Source organism: Chelatococcus sp. YT9 (genome assembly GCF_018398315.1).
Classification (GTDB): domain Bacteria; phylum Pseudomonadota; class Alphaproteobacteria; order Rhizobiales; family Beijerinckiaceae; genus Chelatococcus.
This window is the reverse complement of the sequence record NZ_JAHBRW010000001.1, coordinates 3,493,935-3,519,792: the sequence shown is the minus strand read 5'-3', so window position 1 is coordinate 3,519,792 and position 25,858 is coordinate 3,493,935. Positions and strand designations below refer to the sequence as shown.

The 25,858-nt window shown below is 62.0% G+C and carries 22 protein-coding genes; 11 read left to right on the top strand and 11 right to left on the bottom strand.

What is annotated here, in order from left to right; all coding sequences use genetic code 11:
• Positions 1-23 precede the first annotated feature (23 nt).
• The 3 genes from KIO76_RS31405 to pyrC all read right to left on the bottom strand — a co-directional run bounded on the left by KIO76_RS31405 (position 24) and on the right by pyrC (position 5,869).
• Positions 24-557: a cold-shock protein gene (locus tag KIO76_RS31405; protein WP_349629390.1), complete on the bottom strand. Its 534-nt coding sequence runs from the start codon at positions 555-557 to the stop codon at positions 24-26.
• A 626-nt stretch (positions 558-1,183) separates the two neighbouring features.
• The gene (gene pyc / locus KIO76_RS16290) at positions 1,184-4,642 is read right to left on the bottom strand and encodes a pyruvate carboxylase (protein ID WP_213324244.1); all 3,459 of its coding nucleotides are present in this window, start codon (positions 4,640-4,642) and stop codon (positions 1,184-1,186) included.
• 186 nt (positions 4,643-4,828) lie between these two features.
• On the bottom strand, positions 4,829-5,869 hold the full coding sequence (gene pyrC, locus KIO76_RS16285) for a dihydroorotase (RefSeq protein ID WP_213324243.1): 1,041 nt from the start codon (positions 5,867-5,869) through the stop codon (positions 4,829-4,831).
• Positions 5,870-6,174: 305 nt separating this feature from the next.
• On the opposite strand from pyrC, the gene mgtE reads away from it, so the two are divergent.
• The 8 genes from mgtE (at position 6,175) to KIO76_RS16245 (ending at position 13,615) form a co-directional block, all read left to right on the top strand.
• Positions 6,175-7,554 (top strand): magnesium transporter, encoded by a 1,380-nt coding sequence (mgtE, locus tag KIO76_RS16280; RefSeq protein WP_249729619.1) that lies wholly within the window; start codon positions 6,175-6,177, stop codon positions 7,552-7,554.
• A 137-nt stretch (positions 7,555-7,691) separates the two neighbouring features.
• Positions 7,692-8,132, top strand: coding sequence for a hypothetical protein (locus KIO76_RS16275; RefSeq protein ID WP_213324242.1), 441 nt, complete (start codon positions 7,692-7,694; stop codon positions 8,130-8,132).
• A 167-nt stretch (positions 8,133-8,299) separates the two neighbouring features.
• Positions 8,300-8,860 (top strand): sigma-70 family RNA polymerase sigma factor, encoded by a 561-nt coding sequence (locus tag KIO76_RS16270; protein ID WP_502761859.1) that lies wholly within the window; start codon positions 8,300-8,302, stop codon positions 8,858-8,860.
• On the top strand, positions 8,857-9,552 hold the full coding sequence (locus tag KIO76_RS16265; RefSeq protein WP_213324241.1) for a hypothetical protein: 696 nt from the start codon (positions 8,857-8,859) through the stop codon (positions 9,550-9,552). Before KIO76_RS16270 ends, KIO76_RS16265 begins: the two co-directional genes overlap by 4 nt.
• Positions 9,553-9,586: 34 nt before the next feature.
• Positions 9,587-11,356, top strand: a complete 1,770-nt coding sequence (locus KIO76_RS16260; RefSeq protein WP_213324240.1) for a S8 family serine peptidase — start codon at positions 9,587-9,589, stop codon at positions 11,354-11,356.
• A gap of 240 nt (positions 11,357-11,596) precedes the next feature.
• The gene (locus tag KIO76_RS16255; protein ID WP_213324239.1) at positions 11,597-12,433 is read left to right on the top strand and encodes a hypothetical protein; all 837 of its coding nucleotides are present in this window, start codon (positions 11,597-11,599) and stop codon (positions 12,431-12,433) included.
• Positions 12,430-13,095: a chromate transporter gene (locus KIO76_RS16250; protein WP_213324238.1), complete on the top strand. Its 666-nt coding sequence runs from the start codon at positions 12,430-12,432 to the stop codon at positions 13,093-13,095. Before KIO76_RS16255 ends, KIO76_RS16250 begins: the two co-directional genes overlap by 4 nt.
• Positions 13,088-13,615: a chromate transporter gene (locus KIO76_RS16245; RefSeq protein ID WP_213324237.1), complete on the top strand. Its 528-nt coding sequence runs from the start codon at positions 13,088-13,090 to the stop codon at positions 13,613-13,615. Before KIO76_RS16250 ends, KIO76_RS16245 begins: the two co-directional genes overlap by 8 nt.
• A gap of 10 nt (positions 13,616-13,625) precedes the next feature.
• Here the strand turns inward: KIO76_RS16245 and KIO76_RS16240 are convergent, their stop codons facing one another.
• From KIO76_RS16240 to KIO76_RS16230, 3 genes are all read right to left on the bottom strand, one after another.
• On the bottom strand, positions 13,626-14,666 hold the full coding sequence (locus KIO76_RS16240) for an aldo/keto reductase (protein WP_213324236.1): 1,041 nt from the start codon (positions 14,664-14,666) through the stop codon (positions 13,626-13,628).
• A gap of 166 nt (positions 14,667-14,832) precedes the next feature.
• The gene (locus tag KIO76_RS16235; RefSeq protein ID WP_213324235.1) at positions 14,833-15,240 is read right to left on the bottom strand and encodes a VOC family protein; all 408 of its coding nucleotides are present in this window, start codon (positions 15,238-15,240) and stop codon (positions 14,833-14,835) included.
• 139 nt (positions 15,241-15,379) lie between these two features.
• A complete protein-coding gene (locus tag KIO76_RS16230) occupies positions 15,380-16,303 on the bottom strand; it encodes a DMT family transporter (protein ID WP_213325293.1) in 924 nt (307 codons plus the stop codon).
• Positions 16,304-16,611: 308 nt separating this feature from the next.
• Here KIO76_RS16230 and KIO76_RS16225 point away from each other — a divergent pair, with 308 nt between their 5' ends.
• Together KIO76_RS16225 and KIO76_RS16220 are read left to right on the top strand one after the other, a co-directional pair.
• Complete coding sequence (locus KIO76_RS16225; RefSeq protein ID WP_213324234.1) at positions 16,612-17,082, top strand: NUDIX hydrolase; 471 nt, start codon at positions 16,612-16,614, stop codon at positions 17,080-17,082.
• A gap of 406 nt (positions 17,083-17,488) precedes the next feature.
• On the top strand, positions 17,489-18,208 hold the full coding sequence (locus tag KIO76_RS16220; RefSeq protein WP_213324233.1) for a response regulator transcription factor: 720 nt from the start codon (positions 17,489-17,491) through the stop codon (positions 18,206-18,208).
• A 375-nt stretch (positions 18,209-18,583) separates the two neighbouring features.
• On the opposite strand, the gene KIO76_RS16215 is transcribed toward KIO76_RS16220, so the two are convergent.
• The 5 genes from KIO76_RS16215 to KIO76_RS16195 form a co-directional block, all read right to left on the bottom strand.
• Positions 18,584-19,273: a GntR family transcriptional regulator gene (locus KIO76_RS16215; RefSeq protein ID WP_213324232.1), complete on the bottom strand. Its 690-nt coding sequence runs from the start codon at positions 19,271-19,273 to the stop codon at positions 18,584-18,586.
• An 8-nt stretch (positions 19,274-19,281) separates the two neighbouring features.
• Entirely contained in the window at positions 19,282-20,118 is an 837-nt protein-coding gene (locus KIO76_RS16210; protein WP_213324231.1) for a carbohydrate ABC transporter permease, read from the bottom strand.
• Positions 20,119-20,130: 12 nt separating this feature from the next.
• A complete protein-coding gene (locus tag KIO76_RS16205) occupies positions 20,131-21,057 on the bottom strand; it encodes a carbohydrate ABC transporter permease (RefSeq protein ID WP_213324230.1) in 927 nt (308 codons plus the stop codon).
• On the bottom strand, positions 21,054-23,015 hold the full coding sequence (locus KIO76_RS16200; protein WP_213324229.1) for an FAD-dependent oxidoreductase: 1,962 nt from the start codon (positions 23,013-23,015) through the stop codon (positions 21,054-21,056). Before KIO76_RS16200 ends, KIO76_RS16205 begins: the two co-directional genes overlap by 4 nt.
• Positions 23,016-23,178: 163 nt before the next feature.
• On the bottom strand, positions 23,179-24,450 hold the full coding sequence (locus KIO76_RS16195; RefSeq protein ID WP_213324228.1) for an ABC transporter substrate-binding protein: 1,272 nt from the start codon (positions 24,448-24,450) through the stop codon (positions 23,179-23,181).
• A gap of 552 nt (positions 24,451-25,002) precedes the next feature.
• On the opposite strand from KIO76_RS16195, the gene KIO76_RS16190 reads away from it, so the two are divergent.
• Entirely contained in the window at positions 25,003-25,854 is an 852-nt protein-coding gene (locus KIO76_RS16190) for a sulfite exporter TauE/SafE family protein (RefSeq protein WP_213325292.1), read from the top strand.
• Positions 25,855-25,858: the final 4 nt, after the last annotated feature.

The following is a 25,858-nucleotide window of genomic DNA, read 5'->3' as shown; positions in this document are numbered from 1 at the left end:
ATGGTCCTTCGCCTGAGCGAAGATCAGTAACTCTCGGCGATATTCGCGGCTTCGCGACCCTTCGCGCCAGCAACCACGCTCATCTGCACCCGCTGACCTTCAGCGAGATCGTTGAGGCCGGCACGCTGGAGAGTCGAGGCGTGCACGAATACGTCCCGTCCGCCGTCGTCCGGCTGGACAAAGCCGAAGCCCTTGTCGCGGTTATACCACTTAACTGTGCCGTTCAGTTCCTCTGACGGTCCGTCGGCGCGGGGCGGATAGCCGCCACCACCGCCACCGCCGAAACGCGGCGCAGCTGGACGCGGCGCCCGCTGCTGCGGTGGCAGGTCCTCGAGTTCCACAACTTCGGACACCTGCGGACCCTTGGGTCCGTCGCGGAGGCGGACCATGGCGCGGGCGCCTGCCTCTGCACCGGCGTGGCCTGCGGCCTCAAGCGTACGCAACGACAGGAACGCGTCCCCTGAGCCGTCGGAGCAGGCAACGAAGCCAAAGCCCTTGCTGGGATTAAACCATTTGACGGTCGCTTCAATGACAGGACCGGAGGGCGGTGCGAACATGCTGTCTCTCGGATCTCCGCCACGCGGATCTCCACCAGAGCGCGGGCCCCCAAAGCCGCTATCGCGCGCGTCAAAACCGTCTCTACGGCCGCCCCGGCGGCGCGCATCACGGGAATCATCATATCGGTTCATACAGGAAGATCCAACTAGAGAGATATAGCTTTTATCCGAACAAGGTTTCGGCGCACCACACGTTTACACGTCTTAACTTTATTCAACCCTCATGCTCGTGGCGAGCGAAATCATAACCTCGATTTGGGCAACACGCGAGCACCCAATTGCGGTAAAATTGCAAGTTTTTTTGGCCGCGTTCGCGACGCGATGCCGGTGAAGAAGGCGGGTCAAGCGCTGTCTTGCGGATCGTCCTTTTCGCGACTCGCCACGACCTTCAGCGGTTAGAGTCCATCTGCGAGCCTGCGCGGGCGAGTTACGCCCCCAACAAAAAGACTCAACAACAGAAGAGGCGCCGGACATAATATAAATTCTATTTCAAAAACTTAGGTTTCACTCATGAGAATTTGGGTCAATCCACGGGGCCGGCAAACCTAACGTCGCTTTAGCTTTACGGTACTGGGGATGGAGCAGCCGATGCGATCGTCCGATCGGCTGCCCCGGCGTCTGACCGCCTAAGCCAGGACGAGCAGGAGGTCCTTCGCGTCGATCGGACTGGCACGATGGACGAGAATCTCGGCCACCGTTCCGTCACGCGGCGCATGCAGCGTGGTCTCCATCTTCATGGCCTCGATTGTCAGGAGGACATCGCCCGCCTTTACAGGCTGGCCGACTGTTACGGCAATCGAGGAAACCGACCCCGGCATCGGCGCGGCTACATGGCCGTCATTGCCGTCCTCGGCCTTGCGGCGTTCAGGCTGCGAGGCAACAGCGGCGCGGTTCGGAACCTTGGCTATGCGCGGCTGCCCGTTGAGCTCGAAGAAAACCCGCACCTGCCCCTCTTCATCGGTCTCGCCGATCGCCTGCAGGCGAACGACGAGGGCCTTGCCTTTCTCGATTTCCACGGAGATCTCGTCACCGACCGCCATCCCGTAAAAAAATACAGGCGTCGGCAGCATCGACACAGGCCCATATTTACGCTGCGCGCCCGCGAATTCCGCGAACACCTTGGGGTACATCAGATGGGCAGCCAACGCCGCGTCATCCGCGTCCTCATCAAGCACCTTCGCGGCATCGGCACGCGCGGCATCGAGGTCACAATCCGCTAGAAGCGAGCCCGGCCGCGCCGTGGATGGCACCTCGCCCTTGAGCGCCTTCCTGACGAGCTCCTCGGGCCATCCACCAGGTGGCTGACCAAGATCGCCCCGCAGCATCTCGACGACCGAGGCTGGGAAAGCAATCTCCCGGTTGGGATCGAGAACGTCCCCAGGCGTGAGGTCCTGCGCGACCATGGTGAGCGCGAGATCACCAACGACCTTGGACGACGGCGTCACCTTTACGATGTCCCCAAAGAGATCGTTCGCCGCGCGATAGGCTTTGGCGACATCGTGCCAGCGAGTCTCGAGGCCGAGAGAACGCGCTTGCTCCTTGAGATTGGTAAACTGGCCACCCGGCATTTCGTGGAGATAAACCTCAGAGGCGCCCGCCTTGAGGTCGCTCTCGAAGGCGGCATACTGCGCTCGTACCGCCTCCCAGTAAAAGCTGATCTGGCGGATGGCCTCGGGGTCGAGACCGCTCTCGCGCTCGCTGTGGCGCAAGGCCTCCACCATCGACCCGAGACACGGCTGCGAGGTCAGGCCGGACATGGCGTCCATCGCGCCATCGACCGCGTCCGCGCCGGCCTCGATGGCCGCCAGCATGCTCGCCGCGGAGATGCCCGACGTGTCGTGGGTATGAACATGAAGCGGCAGGCCCACCTCTTCCCGCAGCGCCTTCACGAGAACGCGCGCGGCAGCCGGACGCAGCACCCCTCCCATGTCCTTCAATCCGAGGACATGACAGCCGGCGGCCTCCAACTCCTTAGCAAGGCCGACATAGTACTTCAGTGAATACTTCGAGCGGTCCGGGTCGAGAATGTCACCGGTGTAGCAGATGGCACCTTCCGCGATCTTGCCTGTTTCGCCGACGGCATCGATCGCGACCCGCATGTTCTCGACCCAGTTAAGGCAGTCGAAGATGCGGAAGAGATCAATACCACCCTTGGCAGCCTGCCCCACGAAGAAGCGCACGACATTATCGGGATAGTTCGTGTATCCGACGCCGTTAGCGCCCCGGAGCAACATCTGGAGCATGAGATTGGGCACCCGCTCGCGCAGAAGTGCCAGACGCTCCCATGGATCCTCGTTGAGGAAGCGCATGGCGACGTCAAATGTCGCGCCGCCCCAGCATTCGAGTGACAGAAGTTGCGGCAACCCGGATGCATAGGCGTCGGCTATCCCCACGATGTCATGTGTGCGCATGCGCGTCGCGATTAGCGACTGATGCGCGTCGCGCATGGTGGTGTCCGTGAACAGGACCCGCTCTTCTGCACGCATCCACTGACCAAAAGCCTTGGCGCCTAGACTATCCAGCCTTTGCTTGGTGCCCGCTGGCTTCTCGGCGGCAAAAACCGGCGCCAAGGGCTTACGCGCCTCAGCCGGGGGACGCGGACGATTCTTGACCTCGGGATGGCCATTCACCGTGACGTCGGCCACATAGGTCAAAAGCTTGGTCGCGCGGTCACGACGCCGGCTGAACTGGAAGAGCTCCGGCGTATCGTCGATGAAGCGCGTCGTATATTCGGCCCTGATAAAGCTCGGATGGTCGAGCAGCGCTTCGAGGAAGGTGAGATTGGTGGCAACGCCGCGGATGCGATATTCTCGTAACGCGCGGTTCATCCGGTGCGTCGCCTCCTCAGGCGTCTGGGCCCAGGCCGTCACCTTCTCCAGCATGGGATCATAGTAACGCGTCACGACCGCCCCGGAATAGGCCGTGCCGCCGTCGACGCGGATACCAAAGCCGAAGGCGCCGCGATAGGCCGAGATCCGCCCGTAATCCGGAATGAAGTTGTTCTCCGGGTTCTCGGTTGTGATGCGGCACTGCAGGGCATGACCGTTGAGGCGAATGCCGTCCTGTGTCGGGATGCCGGTCTCGGCGACATCGCCTATATGACCACCCTCGGCAATCTTGATCTGCGCCTTGACGATATCGAGCCCGGTCACGACCTCGGTGACGGTATGCTCCACCTGTATGCGGGGATTGACCTCGATGAAATAGAAGGCGCCGGTATCGGCATCCATGAGAAATTCGACTGTACCAGCTCCCACATAGCCGGTGGCGCTGCCGATCTTGAGGGCAGCCTCGCAAAGCCCTTGTCGCTGATCATCCTCAAGGAACGGCGCCGGCGCACGCTCCACCACTTTCTGGTGGCGGCGTTGGATGGAGCAGTCGCGCTCGAATACATGAACGAGGTTGCCATGCGTGTCCCCGAGAAGCTGCACCTCGACATGGCGAGCGCGGCGCACGAGCTTTTCCAGATAGACCTCGTCTTTGCCGAAAGCCGCCTTAGCCTCACGGCGCGCCGTCGTCACCGAATCAATGAGAGCGTCTTCACTTTCGATCGGGCGCATGCCGCGCCCGCCGCCGCCCCATGACGCCTTCAGCATTACGGGATAGCGGATCTCAGCAGCTAACCGCTTGATTTCCGATGGGTCTTCGGGCAGCGGATCCGTCGCAGGCATGACCGGCACGCCGACGCTGATCGCGAGATTGCGCGCGGCCACCTTGTTGCCCAGCGTCCGCATCGTCTGAGGGCGCGGACCGATGAACGCTATTCCAGCGGAGGCGCAGGCCTCAGCGAATTCAGGACTTTCCGAGAGGAAGCCATAGCCGGGATGGATCGCGTCGACTTTCGCGGCCTTGGCGACGCGGATTACCTCATCGATTGCGAGATAAGCCTCCAACGGACCTAGCGTCTTCTCTCCATGGGCACCGCGCCCCACCTGGTAGGCCTCGTCAGCCTTGAAGCGGTGAAGCGAGAGCTTGTCCTCCTCGGCGTAGATCGCGACCGTTTGGATGCCGAGTTCTGTGGCGGCGCGGAAAACACGGATCGCGATTTCCGAACGGTTGGCGACTAACAGCCTTTTGATCTTCATTATGCATCGCTCCTGACGGGCGCATTGCGGCGCACCTTTTTTTGCTGCGATGCAATATTCAGACTATATTGAAGAGAAACACAAGCCTGACATGTCAGCGAGCGCCAACGACCGCTTGCGCAGAGACGTTCGCCCGCAGCTCCAACGCTGCGGGAGCGATCCTGAGGCAGGCGAGCGTGGATCAGCTCAAGTCTCGACGGACCAGGCGGTTTCCTCCCCCCCGCGATAGACATGCACGGCTTCACCGGTCCCCAGCGCGACATCCTCGGCGATGAAACGGGGCTTCTTGAGCAGCGTGACGGTGCCTTGATTTGGCTCAAGCCCATAATGTCGCGCGCCGTTGAGGCTGGCGAAGGCTTCGAACTTGTCGAGCGCCCCCTCCTCGTCGAAAACCTGCACATAGGTTGCAAGCGCAACGGGCGCAACAAACAGGCCAGCGCAACCACAGGCTGCCTCCTTGGCCGCGCGTGTATGAGGAGCGGTATCGGTCCCAAGGAAGAAGCGTTCGTTGCCGGATGTCGCGGCCCGCCGTAGCGCCTGGCGGTGAACCTCACGCTTGGCGATCGGCAGGCAATAGTAATGCGGGCGGATGCCGCCCTGAAAGATGGCATTGCGGTTGAACATCAGATGGTGTGGCGTGATAGTCGCGCCTATGCCCGGCCGCGCACCCTCGACATAGGCGACGCCTTCGGCGCTCGTGACGTGCTCCATCGTGATGATGAGGCCCGGAAAACGCTTCGCCAGCGGTTCGAGCACCCGTTCCACGAACACAGCTTCACGATCGAAGATGTCGATGTCCCCATCCGTAACCTCGCCGTGCATCAGGAGCGGCACGCCGGTTCGTTCCATCGCGGCGAGGACGGAGTAAACGGCCTCGATGCGCGAGATACCAAAATGCGAATTGGTCGTTGCATGCTGCGGATAGAGCTTCACCGCCGCAATCGTGCCGTTGGTATAGCCGGCAACGACATCCTCGGCGTCGGTATCGTCGGTCATGTAGAGGGTCATCAGCGGCTTGAAGTCGATGCCTTGAGGCAGAGCCGCTTCGATGCGCTGGCGATAGGCAAGCGCGTCGGCGGTCGTGACGACCGGAGGCACCAGATTGGGCATGATGATCGCCCGGCCGAACTGCGCGGCGGTGTGGGAAACGACCGCCTCGAGCATCGCGCCATCGCGCAGATGGACATGCCAGTCATCGGGGCGGCGGATGGTGATGCGTTCGCTCATGCTCAACTCCAGTCTGTCACGGCGTCATAGACCAGCGCTATGGACAAGAACAGATGCCAATCGCAGATGGCGCCATGGACAAAAGGCTCTTGGCCGCACATATGGGGACCATGGAAAGCGTGACGGACGATTGACGCAACACAGCAATCGGTTCATGACACCCGCATCCGGCCACCATGGTCGGGGCTTTGGAGCCATTCTCACCATGTCAAGCGACAGTAGTACCGCCCGTCCGGAGATGGCTGCCCGCTGAGCCTGATGGCTTACCGTGCCGCCCTATCCTTGGCGCGGCAACGGAGTAAGCCATGCAGAACGATATCTTGATGCGGGGCCGCGCCATCTTGGCGCAAGAATTGTCGGCACGAGACCTGAATGTCGACAACCCCTCTACTGCCCTTCTCGTCGAGCGTCTCATCGCGCTTGATCCGAGCGATGCGGCGTCGGCGCTCCTCGTCCTGCCGCGTCGCCGCGCGGTTGCGGTCTGCGACCGCCCCGAATTCCTGACAGCACCCGAGGTTCTCGCGGCGCTCCCACGCCAGGAGGCGGCCGCTTTTCTCACGGACATGTCGGCCGACCGCGCGACCGACGTGCTGGGCGCCTTCGCAGCGCCTTTGCGCAACGAACTCCTCGCGCGAATTGAGCCTCGCACCCGGGCCACATTAAAGCAGCTCCTGGCCTATCCGGTGGACACGGCAGGCGGGATCATGACCACCGAATTCGTCGCTCTGCCGGAGATGACGACGGTCGCAAGCGCGCTCTCCCATATCCGCACGGTAGAGCAGAGCCGCGAAACCATCTATGCCATCTATGTCGTCGACAACGAACAACGGCTGACGGCCGCGATAACATTGCGCCGGCTGATCTCGGCTGATCCCTCCACCACCATCATATCGCTCTCCGCGGGGCGGCCGCCGGTCGTCGTCCGCTCCGATACGGACAGGGAAACGGTTGCAGCGAAGATCCGCCAACACGACCTACTCGCCGTGCCAGTCGTCGATGAGGCCGGACATATCCTCGGGATTGTCACCGTCGACGACGTGCTCGACGCAATCATCGCCGAGACGACGGAAGATGTGCACAAATTTGGTGGCGTGGAGGCGTTTCATGAGCCCTATCTGCAGGTCGGCTTCCTGTCGATGATCCACAAACGCGCCGGCTGGCTCTGCGCCTTGTTTCTCTCCGAAATGCTGACCGCATCCGCGATGCAGCATTTCGAAGCGGAACTGGAGCGCGCCATTGTGCTGACCCTTTTCATTCCCCTCATCATGAGTTCGGGCGGCAATTCTGGCAGCCAAGCCACGTCGCTTCTGATCCGGGCGCTTGCGCTCGGCCAGGTCAAGCTGCGGGACTGGTGGAGGGTGGCGCTGCGCGAGATGCCCGCCGGGCTCATGCTCGGCATCATTCTCGGCGCCATCGGCATCGCGCGCATCGGCATCTGGCAGGGGCTGGGACTCTATGATTATGGGCCTTACTGGATGCTGATCGCGGCAACGGTGGGCGCAGGACTGGTCGGCATCGTGACTTTCGGCTCGATGGCGGGGGCCATGCTACCCTTCATCCTGCAGCGCCTCGGCTTCGATCCCGCCAGCGCGTCCGCGCCTTTCGTCGCCACCCTGGTCGATGTCACAGGTCTCATCATCTATTTCTCGGTGGCGACAGTGATTCTCAGCGGAACGCTGCTTTAGGCTTCCGCGAGATCTGATCCCACATCGCAAAAAAATCAGAAAAAATGGCGGCGGGCGTGAACCTTTTGACGCCCCGCCGCGACCAATGGTCCATCGGGATCGCAGAGAGCGATGCCAAATTCAGATGGAGAACACCGATGACCGCTCGTTCTACGAAATCCGCATCGTCCCTGAAGACTGCCCTAGCAGCCTTCGCCCTGGCCGCAGCCGCTTTCACCGTCTCGTCCTTCACGAGCGCGGCCTATGCCGGCCCGGGGTTTGGCGGGCCTGGCAAGATCGCCGCCCCCGGTGGTCACGGCGGCGGTGGGCATGGGGGCGGTGGGCATGGGGGCGGTGGGAATGGGGGCGGCCACGGTTGGGGCGGCCCTGGTAAGCCCGGTCCACACTGGGGTGGCCACCGCCCGCATCGCCCCGGCTATTGGGGACCGCGCGGCGCCTTTTATGCAGGCCTTCCCATCGCCATCGGAATTGCAGGCGCCACTGCCTACGCAAGCGGGCCGGACTGCTACAGGGTCTATCGCAAGGTTTTTGTGAAGGGCGTCGGCCGCGTGGTGCGCCCCGTCACCATCTGCGATTGATGATGTGCGGCAGCGCCTGCATGCGGAGCCAAGGAGGGGGCGGACAGCCATCCGTCCCCTGATCATAAGGCAGCAAACGGCGCATGATCATCATAAGCAATTGGCAATGGTATCAGACTGCGGCAGGCTCACGCTATGCTGCTCGGTGGCAGCGGCCGGAAGAAATGATGGCGGGGATGTCTGACGCGGAGCTGCTGGAACGTCTGATGGCTGGCGACAGGGCCGCCATGCGGGCGATCTTCACCGCTCATCATCTGCGGGTCTTCCGCTTCGTGGTGCGGCTGGTGGAGCGGGAGGATGTTGCCGAAGATGTAGTGACCGAGGTCTTTCTCGACCTCTGGCGACAGGCCGGCCAGTTCGAGCAGCGATCGAGCCTCTCCACCTGGCTTCTGGTGATAGCCCGCAACAAGGCCTACTCCAGCCTGCGCCGACGAAAGGAGGAACAGCTGGACGACGGCGTGGCCGAGGCACTTCCGGACCAGGACGACAGTCCGGAAATTAGTGCCCAGAAGATGAACAAGGCCGCGATCATGCGCCAGTGCCTCGACAAGCTCTCGCCAGAGCACCGCATGGTCATGGATCTGGTCTATTATCACGAAGAGCCGATCGAAGCCGTCAGCCGCATTCTCGGGATCCCCGAGAACACGGTGAAGACGCGGATGTTTCATGCACGCAAGCGCTTGTCGGAACTCTGCAAGGCGGCTGGATTGGACAGGGGGTGGCCATGAGCCTAACCACGACGCAACACCCGGGCGACGCGCCGGAGCCGATTGAGGCTCTGCTACCCTGGTATGCGGCCGGCACCCTCGACGCGGCGGAGACAGCAGCGGTCGAGAAGGCGCTGGCCAATGACGCAGGACTGCGCGCTCAGCTTGCCCTGATCCGCGAAGATCAGTCCGAAACCATCCATGCCGCGGAAAGCATCACCGCGCCATCTACCCGTATGGCGGGGAAACTGTTCGCAGCAATCGATGCAGAGCCCACGCCCGCTGTGGTGCGGCGGCCGGCAGGCAAGGGCTCCTGGCTCGAACAGCTCGGCATCTGGATCGGAGCGCTGACGCCGCGCAAGCTCGCCTTCGCGGCGCTGTCCGCCGCCGCACTGGTGGCCCTGCAGGCCGGCATCGTTGCCGCGTTGATGGCCGCGCGCACCCCGGGCGCGAGCTACGAGGTCGCCTCAGGCCCGGGCAGCACAGCGGCGGTCGGGAGTTCCGTACTCGTCGCCTTTGAACCCACGGCGCGGCTCGACCAGATCACGGCGCTGCTTGGCGAGCTCAATGCATCCATTGTCGAGGGACCGCGCGCAGGGGGCCTATTTCGGGTTCGCTTCGCCGACGGTGGCAACAGCGCGGCCATGGCGTCTCGCCTGGCGCGGCTGAACAACGCGAAGGGCATCGTGCGGCTGGTCGCTCCGGCCAACTGACGCATGCCGGTGTCCGGTGGGAGAGGAGGCGTAAATGCCAGGGACAGCAAATCTTGCGCCGGCCACAGCGCGACCGGGAAAGACACTCCACGATAACCGCCTCACGGCGGCTCTTGCCCTCTTGGCCGGCTTCTCAAGTCTGGTGTGCTTTACCTCGGCGGAGCCGGCCAAGGCTGACATCCTGGCCGGCCATGGACGCGGCCAGCTCATGGCGCAGGCGAGCGGGCGCTATCCGAGCGAAACGTCCCCACGCTACGACCAGCGGCCAGAGCGTATGCCACGTGGCGGCTATGATACGCCGCGCCCCCCACGCGACCCGGGCTATCCCGGCCGCCCGGAGCGCCCCTGGCGCCCGCCCGGTTATGGTGGCTCGCCGCTCTATGGGGGCCCGATCGTGCCTCCATTCGTCCGCCCTTCCCGGCCGCCGGTTTACGTCGACGACGGATACGAGGCTGAACCGCGCCCACGCCGTCCCAACGCGGTCCAACCGGTAAAACAGTCCCCGAAAAAAGCGGTCAGACAGCCGCCGGCAAAGAAGCCGCCAGCGAACGCCCCGGCCCGTGCGGCACCACCGGCCTCCCCCTTCGTGGCGGTCGCCAGCGACCAGTTCGTCGTCGATGAGGTTCTCTTCGAGTTGAATGCCGATGCGGCCACGGCCCACGCTGACGCGGTCGCACAACGCTTCAATCTGACCGTTCTGGAACGCCGGCCGATCGATCTGCTCGGGGTCACCATCATCCGCGCACGCCTGCCACGGGGCCAGAATGTCCCCGCGGTCGTACGTGCGCTAACTGCTGACCAGCGCGTCGCAAGCGCCCAACCCAATCATATTTTTCGACTGCAGGAGGACAGCGTTCTGAAAGGAGAGCTGCCCGCGCCAGCGGCGCCGGCAGCAAGCACCGCCGCCGCCACGCCAGCCGTCGCGGGTTCGGCCAATCTCGCAAGCGTGCAATACGCTCTGGAAGCCATGAATCTTCGCACCGCACATGCTATCGCACGGGGGAATGGCATCATTGTCGCGGTTATCGATTCGGCCATAGACGGTGCCCACCCCGAGCTCTCCGGCAGCCTCATGCCTCAGTCAAGCGCGCGAAAACCTTCTTCCCATGGGACGGGTATCGCCGGGATCATCGCCGCCCGCGCGCGGATGATTGGCGCCGCCCCTGCTGTTCGAATTCTCGGCATCGACGCCTTCAGCGAATCGGGCGACAGCGTGAGCGGCACGAGTCTTGATGTCGTGAGCGGGCTCGACACGGCGGTCAAGCGTGGCGCCGATATTGCCAATCTCAGCTTCGCCGGCCCACGTGACGGGCTTCTCTCGCGGGCGCTGAGGGCAAGCAGCCAGCGTGGTCTGTTGCTCATTGCGGCCGCTGGCAACGGAGGGCCAAAGGCTTCCCCTGTTTTTCCGGCGGCCCATGCCGACGTCATCGCTGTCACGGCCGTCGATGTCGAGACACGCATTTACGACAAGTCGGCAGCGGGGCCGCATGTAGCGGTCGCGGCGCCAGGCGTCGATATTCTCGTTCCCATTCCAGCCGGTGCCTATGAGCAATCGTCCGGCACGTCATTCGCAGCCGCCCATGTGAGCGGGACCGCAGCCCTCCTGCGCGAAACGCGACCCGGCCTCACCACGGAGGAGTTGCGCGCGGCGCTCGCCGCGACCGCGCGCGATCTCGGCCGGACGGGCCGCGACGAGACCTTCGGGGCAGGCCTCGTCGATGCTGCGGCTGCCCTAGCCCGGATTGCGCAACCGGGCCAAGCGGCAGAGCCCCGCCCGATGCCCACCCTCACCGCTGCGCCTTGACGCAACTTCGGCAGCGACGACGTTGATCGCCATGAGCGCCACTAGGACAATGCAATTTTGCCGTTGAAAACCCACAACCGATACCGCATGACATTGGTGTGACAGTCGCAATGGTGCTCTGACGAACGGGACAGGCCTGTTTTCAAAAGCGCACGGCACGACTGCATCTGAATATTCGCGCCTCGGAATATTCATGCGTGCCATCTCGGTAATACCGCCATTCATGTCGCGAGTTTGGGAATGGAAGATCTTCACTATCGCGAATACAAAATACTTTTGCGACCGGAGCGTTTCTTCAATCCTCAGCAATTCGAGGTTTTCTGGAAGAAAATCAGCGCAATTGCCGCCAAGCACAAGGTCGAGGTGGAAACTAACAAGAACGCATTCCAGCGCCAGGTGCGGGAGGTCCTTTTCTACGATACGAATGACCATGCGCTGTACAAGAACGCGTTCATCTTGCGTCGGCGGACCTTCTATACGGACGGCTGGCCAGATCCTGCGCATGAGCTGACGTTCAAATACCGGCATCCCAATCTCGACAGTGCGGCGGCCGTCGATGTCACGCCGCATCTGCAATGCAGCGCGGCCATCAAGTTCAAGGAGGAGGTTCTCCCTCTCAAGGATCGCCTCGGAGGAACGCGCAGCCTTTATTCCCACAATTGCGTGCTGATGAGCCCGGCTCTCGAGCTGAACCAAAACATCGAGCACATTGCGAACGTATTCCCAGCGCTTGGGCGGCTCGGTGGCGGTGGCGCGTCCAAGATCAAGCTTGTCAATAATCTCTCAGTCGAGGAAGTACAGGTGAATGTCGGCACCTTCTCGTTCGGTCGCAACCTCGATGCCAAGGCGACAATTGCCCTGTGGCGCAACCGTGCGAGTGAGACGCCGCTCATCGGAGAATTTGCGTTCCAGACGAAGTTCAACCGCTACGACGACATGCACGCCAAGGCCAAGAAGCGGTCCAAGGACTTCTTTCTGGAAATACAGACGCAGGAACCGGAGTGGGTCGCGCTAGGAACGACCAAGACAGCCCTTGTGTACGGGCTCGGTAAGACCGTCACGGTCGGCCACGAATGATCGCCCCGGCATCCATCAGCACTGACCGACCGGCGCACGTTGGGCTGGTCGAGATCTTTCTGACCTTTCTCGTGATCGGTGCCACTAGCTTCGGCGGTGGCGTCGTCGCTTATCTGCGCAACAGTCTCGTCTTGCAGAAAGGCTGGTTGGATGAGGAGCGCTTCCTCTCAGCGCTCGAGATTGCCCAGACCCTGCCGGGGCTAAACGCGACCAACATGAGCGTCATTGTGGGCGACCGGCTGCGCGGGCCGATAGGTGCCTTCATCGCGTTCCTCGGCATGACGCTTCCTGGCGCGACGCTGGTCATGGTGCTCGGCGTCCTTTACGCCGCACATTCCCACAATCCGGCTGTGAATGCAGCCCTCGTGGGCGTCGGTGCCGCGTCCGTCGGCATGCTGTCCGCTGTCACGTTGCAAATCGGACGCAAGCAGCTCGGCTCCTTGATCGACATTGCGATCATCATCGCAACGATCGTTCTGGTGAGCTACTTTCGCGTTTCACTGCTGGTCGTATTGTTCACCGTGGGACCTGTCGCCGTTTTCCTTTACCGGCCAAAGGCTCGAGCGCGATCGACGGCAGCACCTTTGCCCCACGATTCCGCATCCAATGCCCCGTCCAGCGCCAGGGCGGGTAAAGCCTCGAGGGCCAGTGGGCATGAGTGATTCAAATCTCAGCGTCTTTGGCGTCTTCTCACTTCTTTCCGTGCTTGCCGTCGGCGGTGGAACGGCCGTTCTTCCCGAGATGAAGGAACTCGTCGTCAACAGCCATCAGTGGCTGAGCGACGACCAGTTTCGTGACATCTACGGCCTCGGCCAAGTCGCCCCCGGACCCAACATGCTGATGGTGCTGGTGATCGGCTATCATGTCTCAGGCTATCTCGGCGCGCTGCTTGCGTTCATCGGTTTTTTCCTGCCGGCGAGCCTCATCTCCCTTGGCGCATCGCGTGTCTGGGACCACTTCGAAGGCTCGCCCTGGCGAGAGTCCCTCCAGAGAGGACTGGCCCCGCTCGTTGTAGGACTTATGGCGGCCGGCGCGATCGCCATCGCGCGGACCGCTATCGAGGGGGCTGTGACGATCGCCATGGCGATCGTCGTCTTTCTTGGCGTCTATTTCGTCAAGCGCGTCAACCCCGCCTTGTTCATTCTGGCAGGCGGGGCGATCGGCTTTCTCGCTCTCCAGTAGCGCGCGGCGACTATCCGCGGCGAGGCGATGGCTGGGTCCGGTTGGCACCCTGCCGTGCCAGCATCCAGCCGGGATACTCCGGTGACAGAGCGCTAACCGCGTCGAGTGCCGCCAAATCGTCCGCAGAGAGTTCGACCTTGGTGGCGCCAATGTTCTCCGTGAGCTGTGAGACACGCTTTGCGCCGATAATGACGCTCGTAACCACGGACTGATGCAACAGCCAGGCCAGCGCGACTTGCGCGATCGTTGCGTGCCGCGCCTCGGCGATCGGTCGAATAGCGTCGATGATCGCATCTGCGCGGTCGCGCGCGACGGGAGGGAAGTCGAAATTCGCACGCCGGCCTTCGCCGGCACCGGCACCATTGCCGGCATACTTGCCCGACAAGAGGCCACCGGCGAGCGGGCTCCACACCATCAGCCCGACCTTCTCCGACATCAGCATCGGGACTATCTCACGTTCGAGATCACGCCCCGCCAGAGTGTAGTAGGACTGCAGCGAGCGGATCGGCGAGAGATGGCGCCGCTCGGCGATACCAAGCGCCTTGGCCACATGCCAAGCCGCCCAATTCGACACACCGATGTAGCGGACGTGCCCGTGACGCACCAGGATATCGAGCGCCTCGAGCGTTTCCTCCATCGGCGTCACGGTGTCGAACCCGTGGATCTGGTAAAGATCAATATGGTCGAGCTGGAGACGCTTGAGGCTCGCCTTGACCTGATCAAGAAGATGGACACGGCTTGCACCGGAATTGTTGGGGCCCTCCCCAACCCGACCGAAGGCCTTGGTCGCGATCACGACCTGGTCCCGGGCGACGCCCAGATTGCGTAACGCCTGGCCGGTAATCTGCTCCGACAGCCCAGCGGAATAGACATTCGCCGTATCGATGAAGTTGATGCCGGCGTCGAGCGCGGTGCGGACGAGCTCGTCCGCCTCGGCCTGCTGGAGGCCGCCCATGTTGTGCCAGATCCCTTCGCTCCCGCCGAAGGTCATGGTGCCAAGGCACAGTTCCGAGACGAACAGGCCTGTTTGGCCAAGAGTGTTGTAACGCATGGCTGGAAATCCCTGAGAAAGCAGGCCCGCACGCGGCGCGATAACGGGCGAGACAACATGGATGGGAAAGTATGGATGATCGCGCTGCGAGCCGAACGCGGTATCGATTTATGAGACCTGCGCAGCGCCATCGTGTGAAGGCCGGCAGCGACGACAGAACAGCTCGTCAGCCATCCCAGGACACAACGACCGACGGGACGGATCGCTCGGCCGGACCGTGAAAAACAGCCTCGATGTTATTTCCGTCCGGATCGAGAAGGAAAGCGGCATAGTAGCCGGGATGATAGTCACGAAGGCCCGGTGGACCATTGTCACGGCCACCGGCGCCGAGCCCCGCATGATGGAAGCGATCGACCATGGCGCGATCAGCAGCCTGGAAGGCGACATGGACATGGCTGATTTGCTGAGGCGTTCCCTCGTCGACCCATAGCTCGTCCGCGAAGAAGTAGCCGTCTCCGTCGACGACAGGGACCCCTACCGCCCCCAGTACCGCCCCGTAGAAGCGCCTCGACGCGCCCAGATCCCGAACCTTGAGGTGGAGATGATCGATCAGGCGACCGCGGTGCAATTGCATAGGCAGGATCTCCCTAATCGGTGACCGATCTTGCGGCTATGTCGTGACTATACGCACGAACTGCAAGGGTATGAAGGTAGACTTTTCGCCTCGTGCTACAGCCGGTGCCGTTGTTTGTGTTGCGAGGCCCTTCGCGCTGCTACTCACTCCTCGGGACAGCCGGGGCCCGCAATCTGCGCAAGGCCTGCCATGGCCGCCCGTCGATCGCCGCGAGCCCTAGGCCGATCAGAACGATGCCCATCACGTGCTTGGGCAGCAGACTTTCATCAAGAAACAGAATGCCGAGAAGTATGGCGCTCACGGGAATGATGAACGTCACCAGCAGCAGGTTCGTCGCGCCAGCGGTCGCGAGAATGCGGAAGAAGAGAACATAGGCGAACGCGGTCGAGATCGCCGCGACGCCGACCAAGGCGCCAATCGTCGCAAGGCTCGGCATGGGAAGCGTCCAGGGCCGATCGATCACGAGCATCAAAGGGAAAAGCAGGATGCTCGAGGCAATGACCTGCCCTGCCGCGGTCGCCATGGGGGAGACGCCCATCCGGTGGAAGCGGCGCCCGTAGATACCGGCCAGAGCGTAGGACACTGCGCCCGCCAAGCACATCAACTGCGCCGTGACATGAACGCCGAGCGCTTCCACCGCATCAAACCCGATTATCACGGCGACTCCGGCAAAGCCGATCAGAACCCCCGCTAACCGCCCGCCACTCATTTTCTCGTCGCTCGTCAGCAAATGCGCAAAGATGACGGTGAACAGCGGCGCTGAGGCGTTCAGGATGGAGGCGACCCCGGACGCGATATACTGCTGCCCCCACACGATCAGCGTGAAGGGGATGGCGTTGTTGAGCAAACCCATCCCAAAGAAGGCGCCCCAGACGCGCCGGTCCGCCGGCATACGTCCTCCAGTCAGCTTCAGAATGATAAGCAACATGATCGCGCCAAGCGCCACGCGCGAGACCACCACCGTGAACACCGGCAATTCGCGAATGGCGACACCGTTGAAAAAGAAAGAGCCGCCCCAGACCGCGGCCAGCGCAATCAGCATTCCCCATTCGAGCGCTGTCATCGGCCGGTTGGCCGGGAGCCGTTGAGACACCGCGTTTTCTCCGTGCCGAGCTTCAGACAATGCCCGATAGGCCGCCATGTATGCTCCAAAGCCGTGCCGGCAGGCTATCTGATTCTTGTTCTGAAACCTTTTCTGGCGCCGCACTCTGTGCATCCGCGGTTGCGATCCGATATGCGTTGAACGGACGAGCCGCATCGGGAGCGCCAGGAGAGCTCCGACGGGGCAACGCTGCGTGGTGCTTGCATGAGCGGGTTATTCCGGGGACAATTCCGTTTTTATTCAATGAGCCAGGATTCCTGAACCCACCGATGAAGTCGACACACCGCAGAGCTGCTCGAAATGGGAAACCGCTGCGTCAGGTAGCAGCTTTGCCGTTTCGTCTGACGGAAGCTGGCGAGATCGAGGTTCTGGTGCTGACTTCCCGCGAAACTCGCCGGTTTATCCTGCCCAAGGGTTGGATCGGACGCCGACACAAGGCGTGGAGGTCCGCCGCCCAGGAAGCCCGGGAAGAGGCCGGGGTGATCGGAAAGGTGAAGCGCAAGCCGATTGGACGCTATATTTACTGGAAGCGCCTCTCAGATCACTTCGCGCTCGTTGAAGTCGATGTTTATCCCTTGAAGGTGCAGAAACACCTGAAGCGCTGGCCGGAGAGACGACAGCGTTTTCGTCGCTGGCTGCCGATCAGCGACGCGGTTCTTCTCATTGATGAGCCGCAGTTGCACCAGCTTATCGAAAGCTTTGCGGACGAGAGCTCGATAGCGAGCGCTAAAGGCAGCTAGTCCTCTCCTGTGCCCACGCCATTTGAGGGATCCCAAACCAGGGTGGACCGCGCCCAGCAGCTTGGGAAGCGGGGCAATGCAGCGTGCAGCGTCAGCGAAGCTTCCAGCTTGGTCGCCGCAACAACCTGAATAACTCGCGCAAAGTAAGCATCACAGCCCACCCATCAACGGCCCGCTAAACTCGGCCTCCGAGTTCGCAATTTCCCTATCCTCACTTCGTTTCCCGCAGAGAAACTCGCCGGCGTTACGTCTAATTTTGCCGGCGTTTTTGCGATACTTAATTCGCGGGAGATGAACGTCGTGGTGCAGGAGAATAAGGTCGCGTCCTCGCGGCCATTAGGACTTTCCATTCCCGCGGAAGCCATCATCGTTCCTTGGACCGCATTTCGTTAGCGGGCCACAAACCATGGCTGATATCATCGTTGTTGATGACGACCCTGCATTCCGGGCCAGGCTGGAAGATGGCCTTTCGCTCGCCGGCCATATTGTTCGCACCGCCGAGGGCGCTGCCGCGTTGGATGAGCTTCTCGTCAAACCCACTCCGGAATTGATCATTCTGGACATGGGGCTGCCGAGCGAAGATGGGTTCAGCATCGCGCGCCGGCTAAGACATTCACGCAGCCTCGGCATCATCATGCTCACAGGCGCCGACGATGTGACCCACAGGGTTCTGGGATTGGAGGCCGGAGCTGATGATTATATGACGAAACCGTTCTCTCTCCGAGAACTCTCAGCTCGCATCGACGCCGTGCTGCGGCGACGCCGGGTTCTCGAGTCTGACATCCTACCTTTCGGTGTGTTCTCTCTCGATCGCAAGAACTGGAAGCTGCTCGACGCGGATGGCACGGAGCTCCCGCTGTTTCCAACCGAGATCGACCTCGTCGCGGCCTTCGCCATGAATGCCGGGCGGATGCTCAGCCGGGACGATCTTCTGCAGCTTGCACCTGCCCATGGAGACGACCCGTTGGACCGCAGCATCGACACACGTATCACGCGGTTGCGGCGGAAACTCAGAAATACAAGATATGCCTGCGACCCGATCGAAACTGCGCGCGGCAAGGGCTACGTCTATCGCGGATCCACCAGAACATCTCAACTCGCTTTGCCCCGGCTACGCGCAGCTTAACCACCCCCTCCCGCATCCTACTGGTGCAGCGGCCGGTAACATGCTCATGCTATAGCCTGGGGCTCCGCTGGAGGATCAGCGATCCTGCTGATATCCCTGATGGGTGGTGTTCTGCCGGATATTAGCTTGCTGCCTCTTTTGTGCGGGATTCTCGTTAGCTTTCACGTCCCGCGGTTTCTCATTACCTGTCCCGGAAGCCGGTTGCCCTTTGTCCGGCCTGTTCGCGGGGGGGATCGGCGGTGGTTTCTGTGTCATGGTGGTCTCCATTGAGATTAGCCTGTCGGATCTCGCCAGCGCGCACCCAAAATTCTAATCCGGAGAAACCGGTGTATGTTCCGGCGAGCGGGTTGTTACGGCTCACCCGCCAGCCGTGCCTCAACGCGGCTCGTCCTCGCTGTCGATACCGAGGGAACGATTGCGACCGCGCATGATATGCGTGGCCATGGCTTGCGCTGCGCCGGCCGCGTCTCGTCGTTCGATCGCCGTGATGATGGCCAGATGGTCCTTCATGGCGAGCGGGAGCAAGGCCATGGTCAAGCGGCCACGCTCCTGGCGGACGAGGCTCAGCTTCAGGGAGTTCACCCGGTAGGCATCGGATATGATGGCATTACCGAGGGCGTCTACAACTGTGGTATGGAATTTGAAATCCATCGCCTGGGCCTCCGCCAGGAAGGTCGAGGGGTCTTTTTCGCCAAGGCCACGCTCGCAAGTCTCCAGGATGGCCTCATGGGCGCGCCGCCAATCGGCGATTTCCTCAGCGGATACGCTGGTGGTGAACACCGCGACCGCTTCCCGTTCGATCATGGAGCGATACTGAAAGGCATCGCGGATGAGATCGATCCCGACATAGGCGATCTGCATGCCGCGATGCGGCACCGTCATGACGAGCCCCTCGGCCTCCAGCCGCGAGACCAGCTCACGCACCACCCCGACCGGCAGGCCTGTCAATTCCACCAGCTCGCGCTGGGACACGAATTGGCCGGGACGCACCGCATGCGCGAGGAGGTGGCGGGTGAAGGTTTCGTAGGCTTTCTGACGCGAGGACTGCTGTTCAGATGCGACCATGTCGGTCCCTATCCCTTTGTCGCGCCGCGGAGGGCACCGAAGAACATCTGCCGCTGGACGATCCAGGCGAAAGCGAGCACGGGGATCATCTGCAGCGTTGCAGCGGCGAATACCTCGCCCCAAGTCGCCGTTCCCTCACCGATGCCCGAGAGCATGTCAGCGAGGACGACCGGGGCCGTCACGGTGCGTGACGTGGTCAGGATCAGGCCGAACATGTAGTCGTTCCACGCGAAAAGGGCGACGAAGATCGCCACCGTGATCATGCCCGGCCAGATGAGCGGCATGATGACCCGCCGGAACGCTTGCAGACGGTCGCATCCATCGAGGAACGCGGCCTCCTCCACTTCCAGCGGAACATTGTCGATGAATGTCTTCAGGATCATCACGCTGAGACTGACCTCGAAGGCCGCATAGACCAGCATCAGCCCGATGCGCGAGTTATCAAGTCCGACCGTTGAAAAAATGGGGAAGAGCGGCACGGTGACGACAAGGGGTGGCAGCATCTTGATGACCAGCAGAACGCTGGACGAACGCCCGACACCATGCCGGGGGAGACGAGACAGGGCATAGGCAGCCGGCAGGCAAACTGCGAGCACGAGCGCGATCGACCCCGCAGTCACGACAGCGCTGTTTGCAAGTCCAAGCTGAAACTTCCCCCAGCGCATGCCTAGACTGGCGTAGTTGTCGAGCGTCGGCCAGAACAGGACGACGGGGCGGTAGGAAAAGATATCCCGCCCTTCCTTGAAAGAGGAGGCGATGACGACAATGATCGGAATCACCGCCAAGGCGATGGCGGCCGCGAGGACCGCGCGGTCCAGCCAGGTGACGGAGGTGCGATTGTCCATCTCGGCTCCTGCTCAGGCCGTGGTTCCCGCGGCGTCCCGATAGAGACGCACCATGTAGAGGGATGAGGCAGCCGCGGTTAGCAACAGCATCAGCCAGGCAATGGCCGCGGCCTGGCCAAAATTCCAATAGCTGAAGCCGGTCTTGTACAGGTAGATCGACAGCAACTCCGTCGACTCGAGGGGTCCACCCTTCGTCAATATCCAGACAGTGCCGAAGGCCCTCATCGTGATGATGATGCGGAAGATCACCGCGATCAGCAAAGCCGGCATCAGAAGCGGCAGGGTAATGCGCCAGAAGCTTTGTATGGCCGTGGCGCCATCAAGATCAGCCGCCTCATAGATATCCGGGGATAGTGCCGCACGCACGGGAAACAGCATGATCAGCACATGCGGCATGCCGGCCCAAAACTCGATGAAGGCCACGGTTGGCAAAGCAAGCGTTTCCGACGACAGCCATGGAAGGCGCCCGAAGCCCATGATCTCAGTTAGAAAATTGACGGGCCCGACATTCAGATCGAGCAGATAGCCCCACATGGTTGCCGTCACCGCATGGCTCATGGCAATGGGCGCAATCAGACAAGCAATGATGATGCCGCGAAAGGCGCGCAGACGGGCCAGAATGCAGGCAATCCACAGACCGACGATGATCTCGAGCGAGACGGCGATGATAACGAACAGCAGTGTCCGCCAGGCCGCCATCCAGAATTCCGCCGCCGAGAGAGTGGCACGATAGTTCGCCAGACCGACGAACTGCGGCGTTCGTCCGACGGAATAGTCTGTGAAGCTGAGATAAAGGGCCCATATCTCTGGAATGACGATGACGGCGGTGACGAAGAGATATAGCGGCGCGACCAGTGACCAGCCCTGCGCGACTTCGCGGATACTCACCACCGACCCGCGCTGACCTTGGACCTGGCACTGCAGGGCAAATTCCGTCACAACGCGCGCTCCATGCGTGACACTTCCGCAAGCAGCACGTGGTCTTCATAAGGCCGTTGTTTAAGAGCCTGCGGAGTCGGCTCCTGCTCGCCGACGGGCGCGAAGCGGTCTTCCGAGCCCTCCCAGAAGCGAACATCGCCATTGCAATTGGTGAAGGCTACGGCACCGCCGATAGCTGTCGGGATCAGGTCCGGCAAGACCGCTCTATCGTAGTTCGTGGATAAGACGCGATAACGCACCTGGCCGCCGCCCATGATCAGCACAAACAGCCTGCCCGGCTCATCGGTTGTCGCGTGCAACTCCCATCGCTCTTCCCCGCGTTGACAGCGTTTCAACAGGACGCATGCACCCGTGCCCTCCCCGGCCGCCAGTGCAGACTGATGAACCTCGGCAAAGGCCAGGATCGAGCCGGCCGTGTCGAAGCGCACCTCGGCCATGATGGCATTAGGTCGCTCCTCCGGTGCGAACGGCTCCGACGGGTCGCGTGCAGCGACCTCGGTCCAGGCAGCGCGCTCGCGAAGGGCGGAGGCCACAACGTCGTTGCCGCTGATGAGCGTGGCGAGCGTGCGTCCGTTGGACAGGCGGTTTAGTATCAACCGGTCCCCGTTGCGCGCATCGATCGGGATTCTCTCCTCGATGAGTTGCAGACAACGCAGATAGTCCCCGTAGAAAGAGAGATCGAGGCTCTGGCCGCCGGACTCGATGGCCACCCGGAGCGCAGCCGGATCGAGGTGCGCGAGGGAGCCGGCGGTTGACAATGCGAGCGCTGCCGCGGTTCCAGCCCCGAAGCCCATCTGCGCGCAGGTGGCCATTGCCCGATAGGAACTCAGCGCCATCTGGTCGCCTGACAAGGAACGCCCCGGGCAGAGCAGGTTGTGCATACCTCGGGGCCGCATGGCACCGAGCGGAATATGGTAGGGCTCCACCATGTCGGTGATACCGGTGCCAGCGCGCTTGTCCGTATCAGGCCAGTGGAAATCGAGGTGATAGGTGCCGACCGCCACCGCGTCGTCGAAGACAGCCGCATGGCGAACGTCGTCCTCGCTTAGGGTCGCATCGCCGACAATGCGGCGCCCTTCCCGCTGGCCTATCGCCCGGGATACGGAAGCCAGCGTATAGGTCGCGAGCGGCTTACCGCCACCGGCGGCATGCCTGCCCCTGTAACCGCGCGTCTGCAGATGGTAGATGAGGCCCATCATCTGTCGACGGCCATGGATCTCTGCCTCGGAAAGACTGAAGCCGTCGGCGGCATCGAAGCCGACGACCTTCATCTTCACCTCAAGACGCCCGTCAGCAAAGCTGTGCAGGGACGTCATCGGCAGATCATCGTCATTGTCCCAGCGGGGGCAGCCTTCTGGCAGGAACGGGCGCACGGGCTGCCCGGTGTCCCACAGCGTAAAGTAAAGGCTCATCGGCAACTGCGCCAACGCGCCGAGATGGCGCGTTGGGAGGTCCAGAATATCCGCGATGAGGGCATTGCCCGTCGTGTCGATCACGATCCCCGGCTCAACGACCGCCAGAGTAGGCCCCACGCTGACCAAAACCTCCTTCACCCAGCCGTCGCGCGCCTTGCCGTCGAGCGCGACAGCATGCAGCCACGTCTCAATGCCGGCTTCGGCGACCATCGCCTGGAGATAGTAGCCGCAGCTCTCGAGATCGTAGGCGCGCCGGTCATCGTTGCTGCGATAAGGATCGATCTTGCCCGCCCTTTCGAGCCGCGCGATGAGTTCTGCGAAGATTGCATTGACCCGCGCGGTGTCACCGACAAAACCCGCGACGCCGCCAACCGTACCTTGCCCACCAAGGATATTGCTTCGCTCGACGATCACCACAGAACGGGAGGGATCAGCCCGTTTGGCTGCAAGGGCGGCAAATGTGCCTGCCATGCCGCCGCCGATGACGAGGACGTCGATCGGGCGGCGTACGAGGGCTGTTCTGGACAAGGTATAGGGTTGCATCAATTCAGCCATATCTGCGGAGTGCCCGGGCAGCAGGCACCTCGATAGCTCCGCTTCTGTCCGATCAACGTTCAGGACCCGCCCCATTTCGTCTTCCCCCGAGGAGGCCGATGGGAGCCCCGACACCCCGAACCGATGGGTTTCCCAGGGGGCAAGCAGTCCTTCAGCGGTCCCGCCGCTTTTCGACGATCGCCTTGATCTCGGTTTCAGCGGTCTTCAGCGCCTCATCGACCGGCTTTTTGCCGATGATGGCGGCGACAGCCTCCTTGACGAAGATGTCGCGCACCTGATTGGTGCCCTCAAAGATAGGCAGCGGCTGGGTCGCATTGTCGAGAGCGGCTATCGACGCCGACGCGTAAGGCGCGCCCTTGAGGAACGCCTCGTCCCGCAGCGTGTCGGTCCGGACGGGGCCATTGCCGTTCAACGCCATCTGGAGCTGCACCGGTGCCGAGGCCAGATAGCGGATGAAGGTCTTCGCGGCCTCCTGATTGTCCGGCCGGCCATTCTTGGGCAAGGCGGCCGCCCAGAACGCCACTTTGGCCGGAGCGTAAGTCTGGGGTGGGGTGCCAGGAATGGCGAAGAAGCCGGCCTTGCCAGCGATGCGCGACGAAGCAGGGTCATTGAAACGGTTGAAATAGTTGTCGCCGAACAACGACATGGCGACCAGTCCCTCACGCATCATGGTCTGAACGGAGGTCGCGTCCATCGAGAAGAAATTGGGCGGAAGCGCACCCTTGTTGAACAGGTCTCTCAGTCGCTCAACAGCGGCTTTCGTCTCGGCGGAATTGAGGACCACGGCGAAATCGTCCGTCAGAATATTGCCGCCCATGGCTTTGACAACAGCAATGATATCTTCATCGGGTTTGATGGCGAGCCCGTACACGGGCGCGCCGTCGTCCCGCTTGAAGCTCGCCTTCTCCGCGGCCGCCAGGAGATCTGCGAAAGTCTTGGGTTCCGTAATGCCCCGCGCCTCGAAGATCGCCTTGTTGTAGTGAACGATCTGCGGGTTGGAACGGATCGGGATTCCCTTCAATTGTCCGGCCAGTGTGTAGGCCGCACGCATGCGCGGGAAGATGGCGTCAAACTCCCTGGCTTCCGCAGACCCTGAAGGCGTCTCGAAGGTGACCAGCTTGTCGAGCACGTCGCGCGCCGGCCAGCTGCTCTCGATCATCACGACATCGAACTGAGAACTCCCGGACGAGAGCGCACGGAGGAGATTCTGCTGCATCTGCGGCCACGGAACAGTCTCCCAATCAAGGGTGATGCCCGTGTCTTTCTCGAATTTTTCCTGGAGATTGCTGCCTGGCACTTTGGGATTGCCCTGCAACGCTGCCTGATGAGCCGAATTCGCGAAGATGCGCAACGTCGCCGCGTCAGCCTGGGCCGCTGTAACGGCAAAGCCGATACCCGTAGCCACCGCCAAAATCCACCGCATGAAATGTTCCCTCCCCATTGTTTCCGCCCAAGCGGCTTGTGTGGTTCAGCGCGCATGCGTCGAATGGGGCGGCGCCAAATCCACGTAACACCTAGCTAATTGCCGAATTACAGTCAACTAACATGTTAGTTGCAAATGCCCATGACCGTGGCGATCTGCGTCCTCTCGAAGACAGAACCGGACCCAAGAGGCTCGTGCGCCGGAACGAGGTGTCGCGCTTTCGTGGCGCAGTTGCCGAGGTGGGGAGAATGAAGCTCTGGCGAACCTGAATGCTCAAACCCATCAGCGCCGGACTGTTAGCGGCGGCGTCTAATCACATCCATGCACTATTGTTGACAGGCTCGAGAACACCTCGCTCGATCGCCTACTCAGGGCCCTCACGCGATCCGTGAAACAATGGCAATCATCAGCCTGAGAGGCGCTGACGGTGTCCCACCGCGCGAAGCCCACCAGAATAAATCCGTCTCGGGTCTTTGCTTGGCTCTCGCAGCAGGCTACTCCAGCATCATCGCCAGCCCCGCCACCAACACATCGCTTCTGTGGATCTCCGGCATGTATGGAATACCGTTGTACGACCTCACCTGGTTGGTGGTCGCCTTGCTCTGCGCGGGAGCGGTCACGGGTCTTCTGGCTGGTGTATTCGGCGTCGGCGGCGGGGCGGTAGCCGTGCCCGTGCTCTACGAGCTTTTCCGGGTGACGGGCGTGCCCGAGGAGGTCCGCATGCCGCTCTGCATCGGCACCTCCCTTGCGATCATCATCCCGACCTCCATCCGCTCTTTCAACGCCCATAGAGCGAGAGGCGCGGTCGATATGACGATCCTGCGGCAGTGGGCGATACCGGTCGTGGTAGGGGTCGCCATGGGCAGTTTCGTGGCGCGATATGCACCGGAGGCGCTCTTCAAAGCCGTATTCGTGGTCGTCGCCGGTGTATCGGCAATCCGCCTGCTGTTCGGAAAGGATTCATGGAATCTCGGCCTTGAGATGCCGCGCAAGGGCATCATGACGGTTTATGGCTGGCTGATCGGCGTGCTGTCCAGCCTCATGGGGATCGGCGGGGGCCAGCTTTCCAATCTCTTCATGACATTCTATGGCCGGCCGATCCACCAAGCCGTGGCGACGTCCTCGGGTCTCGGTGTCCTCATCTCGATACCCGGCACGCTTGGCTATATCTACGCCGGCTGGCCGCGCGCGGCTGAATTTCCGCAAGTCGCCGCGCTCCAGCCGCCCCTGGCTCTCGGCTATGTCTCGCTGGTCGGCCTCATCCTGTTCATTCCGACGAGCGTGCTCACCGCCCCGCTCGGCGTCAGGCTCGCCCACGCCATGCCCAAGCGCAAGCTCGAGATCGCCTTCGGCGTCTTCCTGCTCCTGGTAAGCGCCCGCTTTCTCCTCAGCCTTGTTACCTAACAGA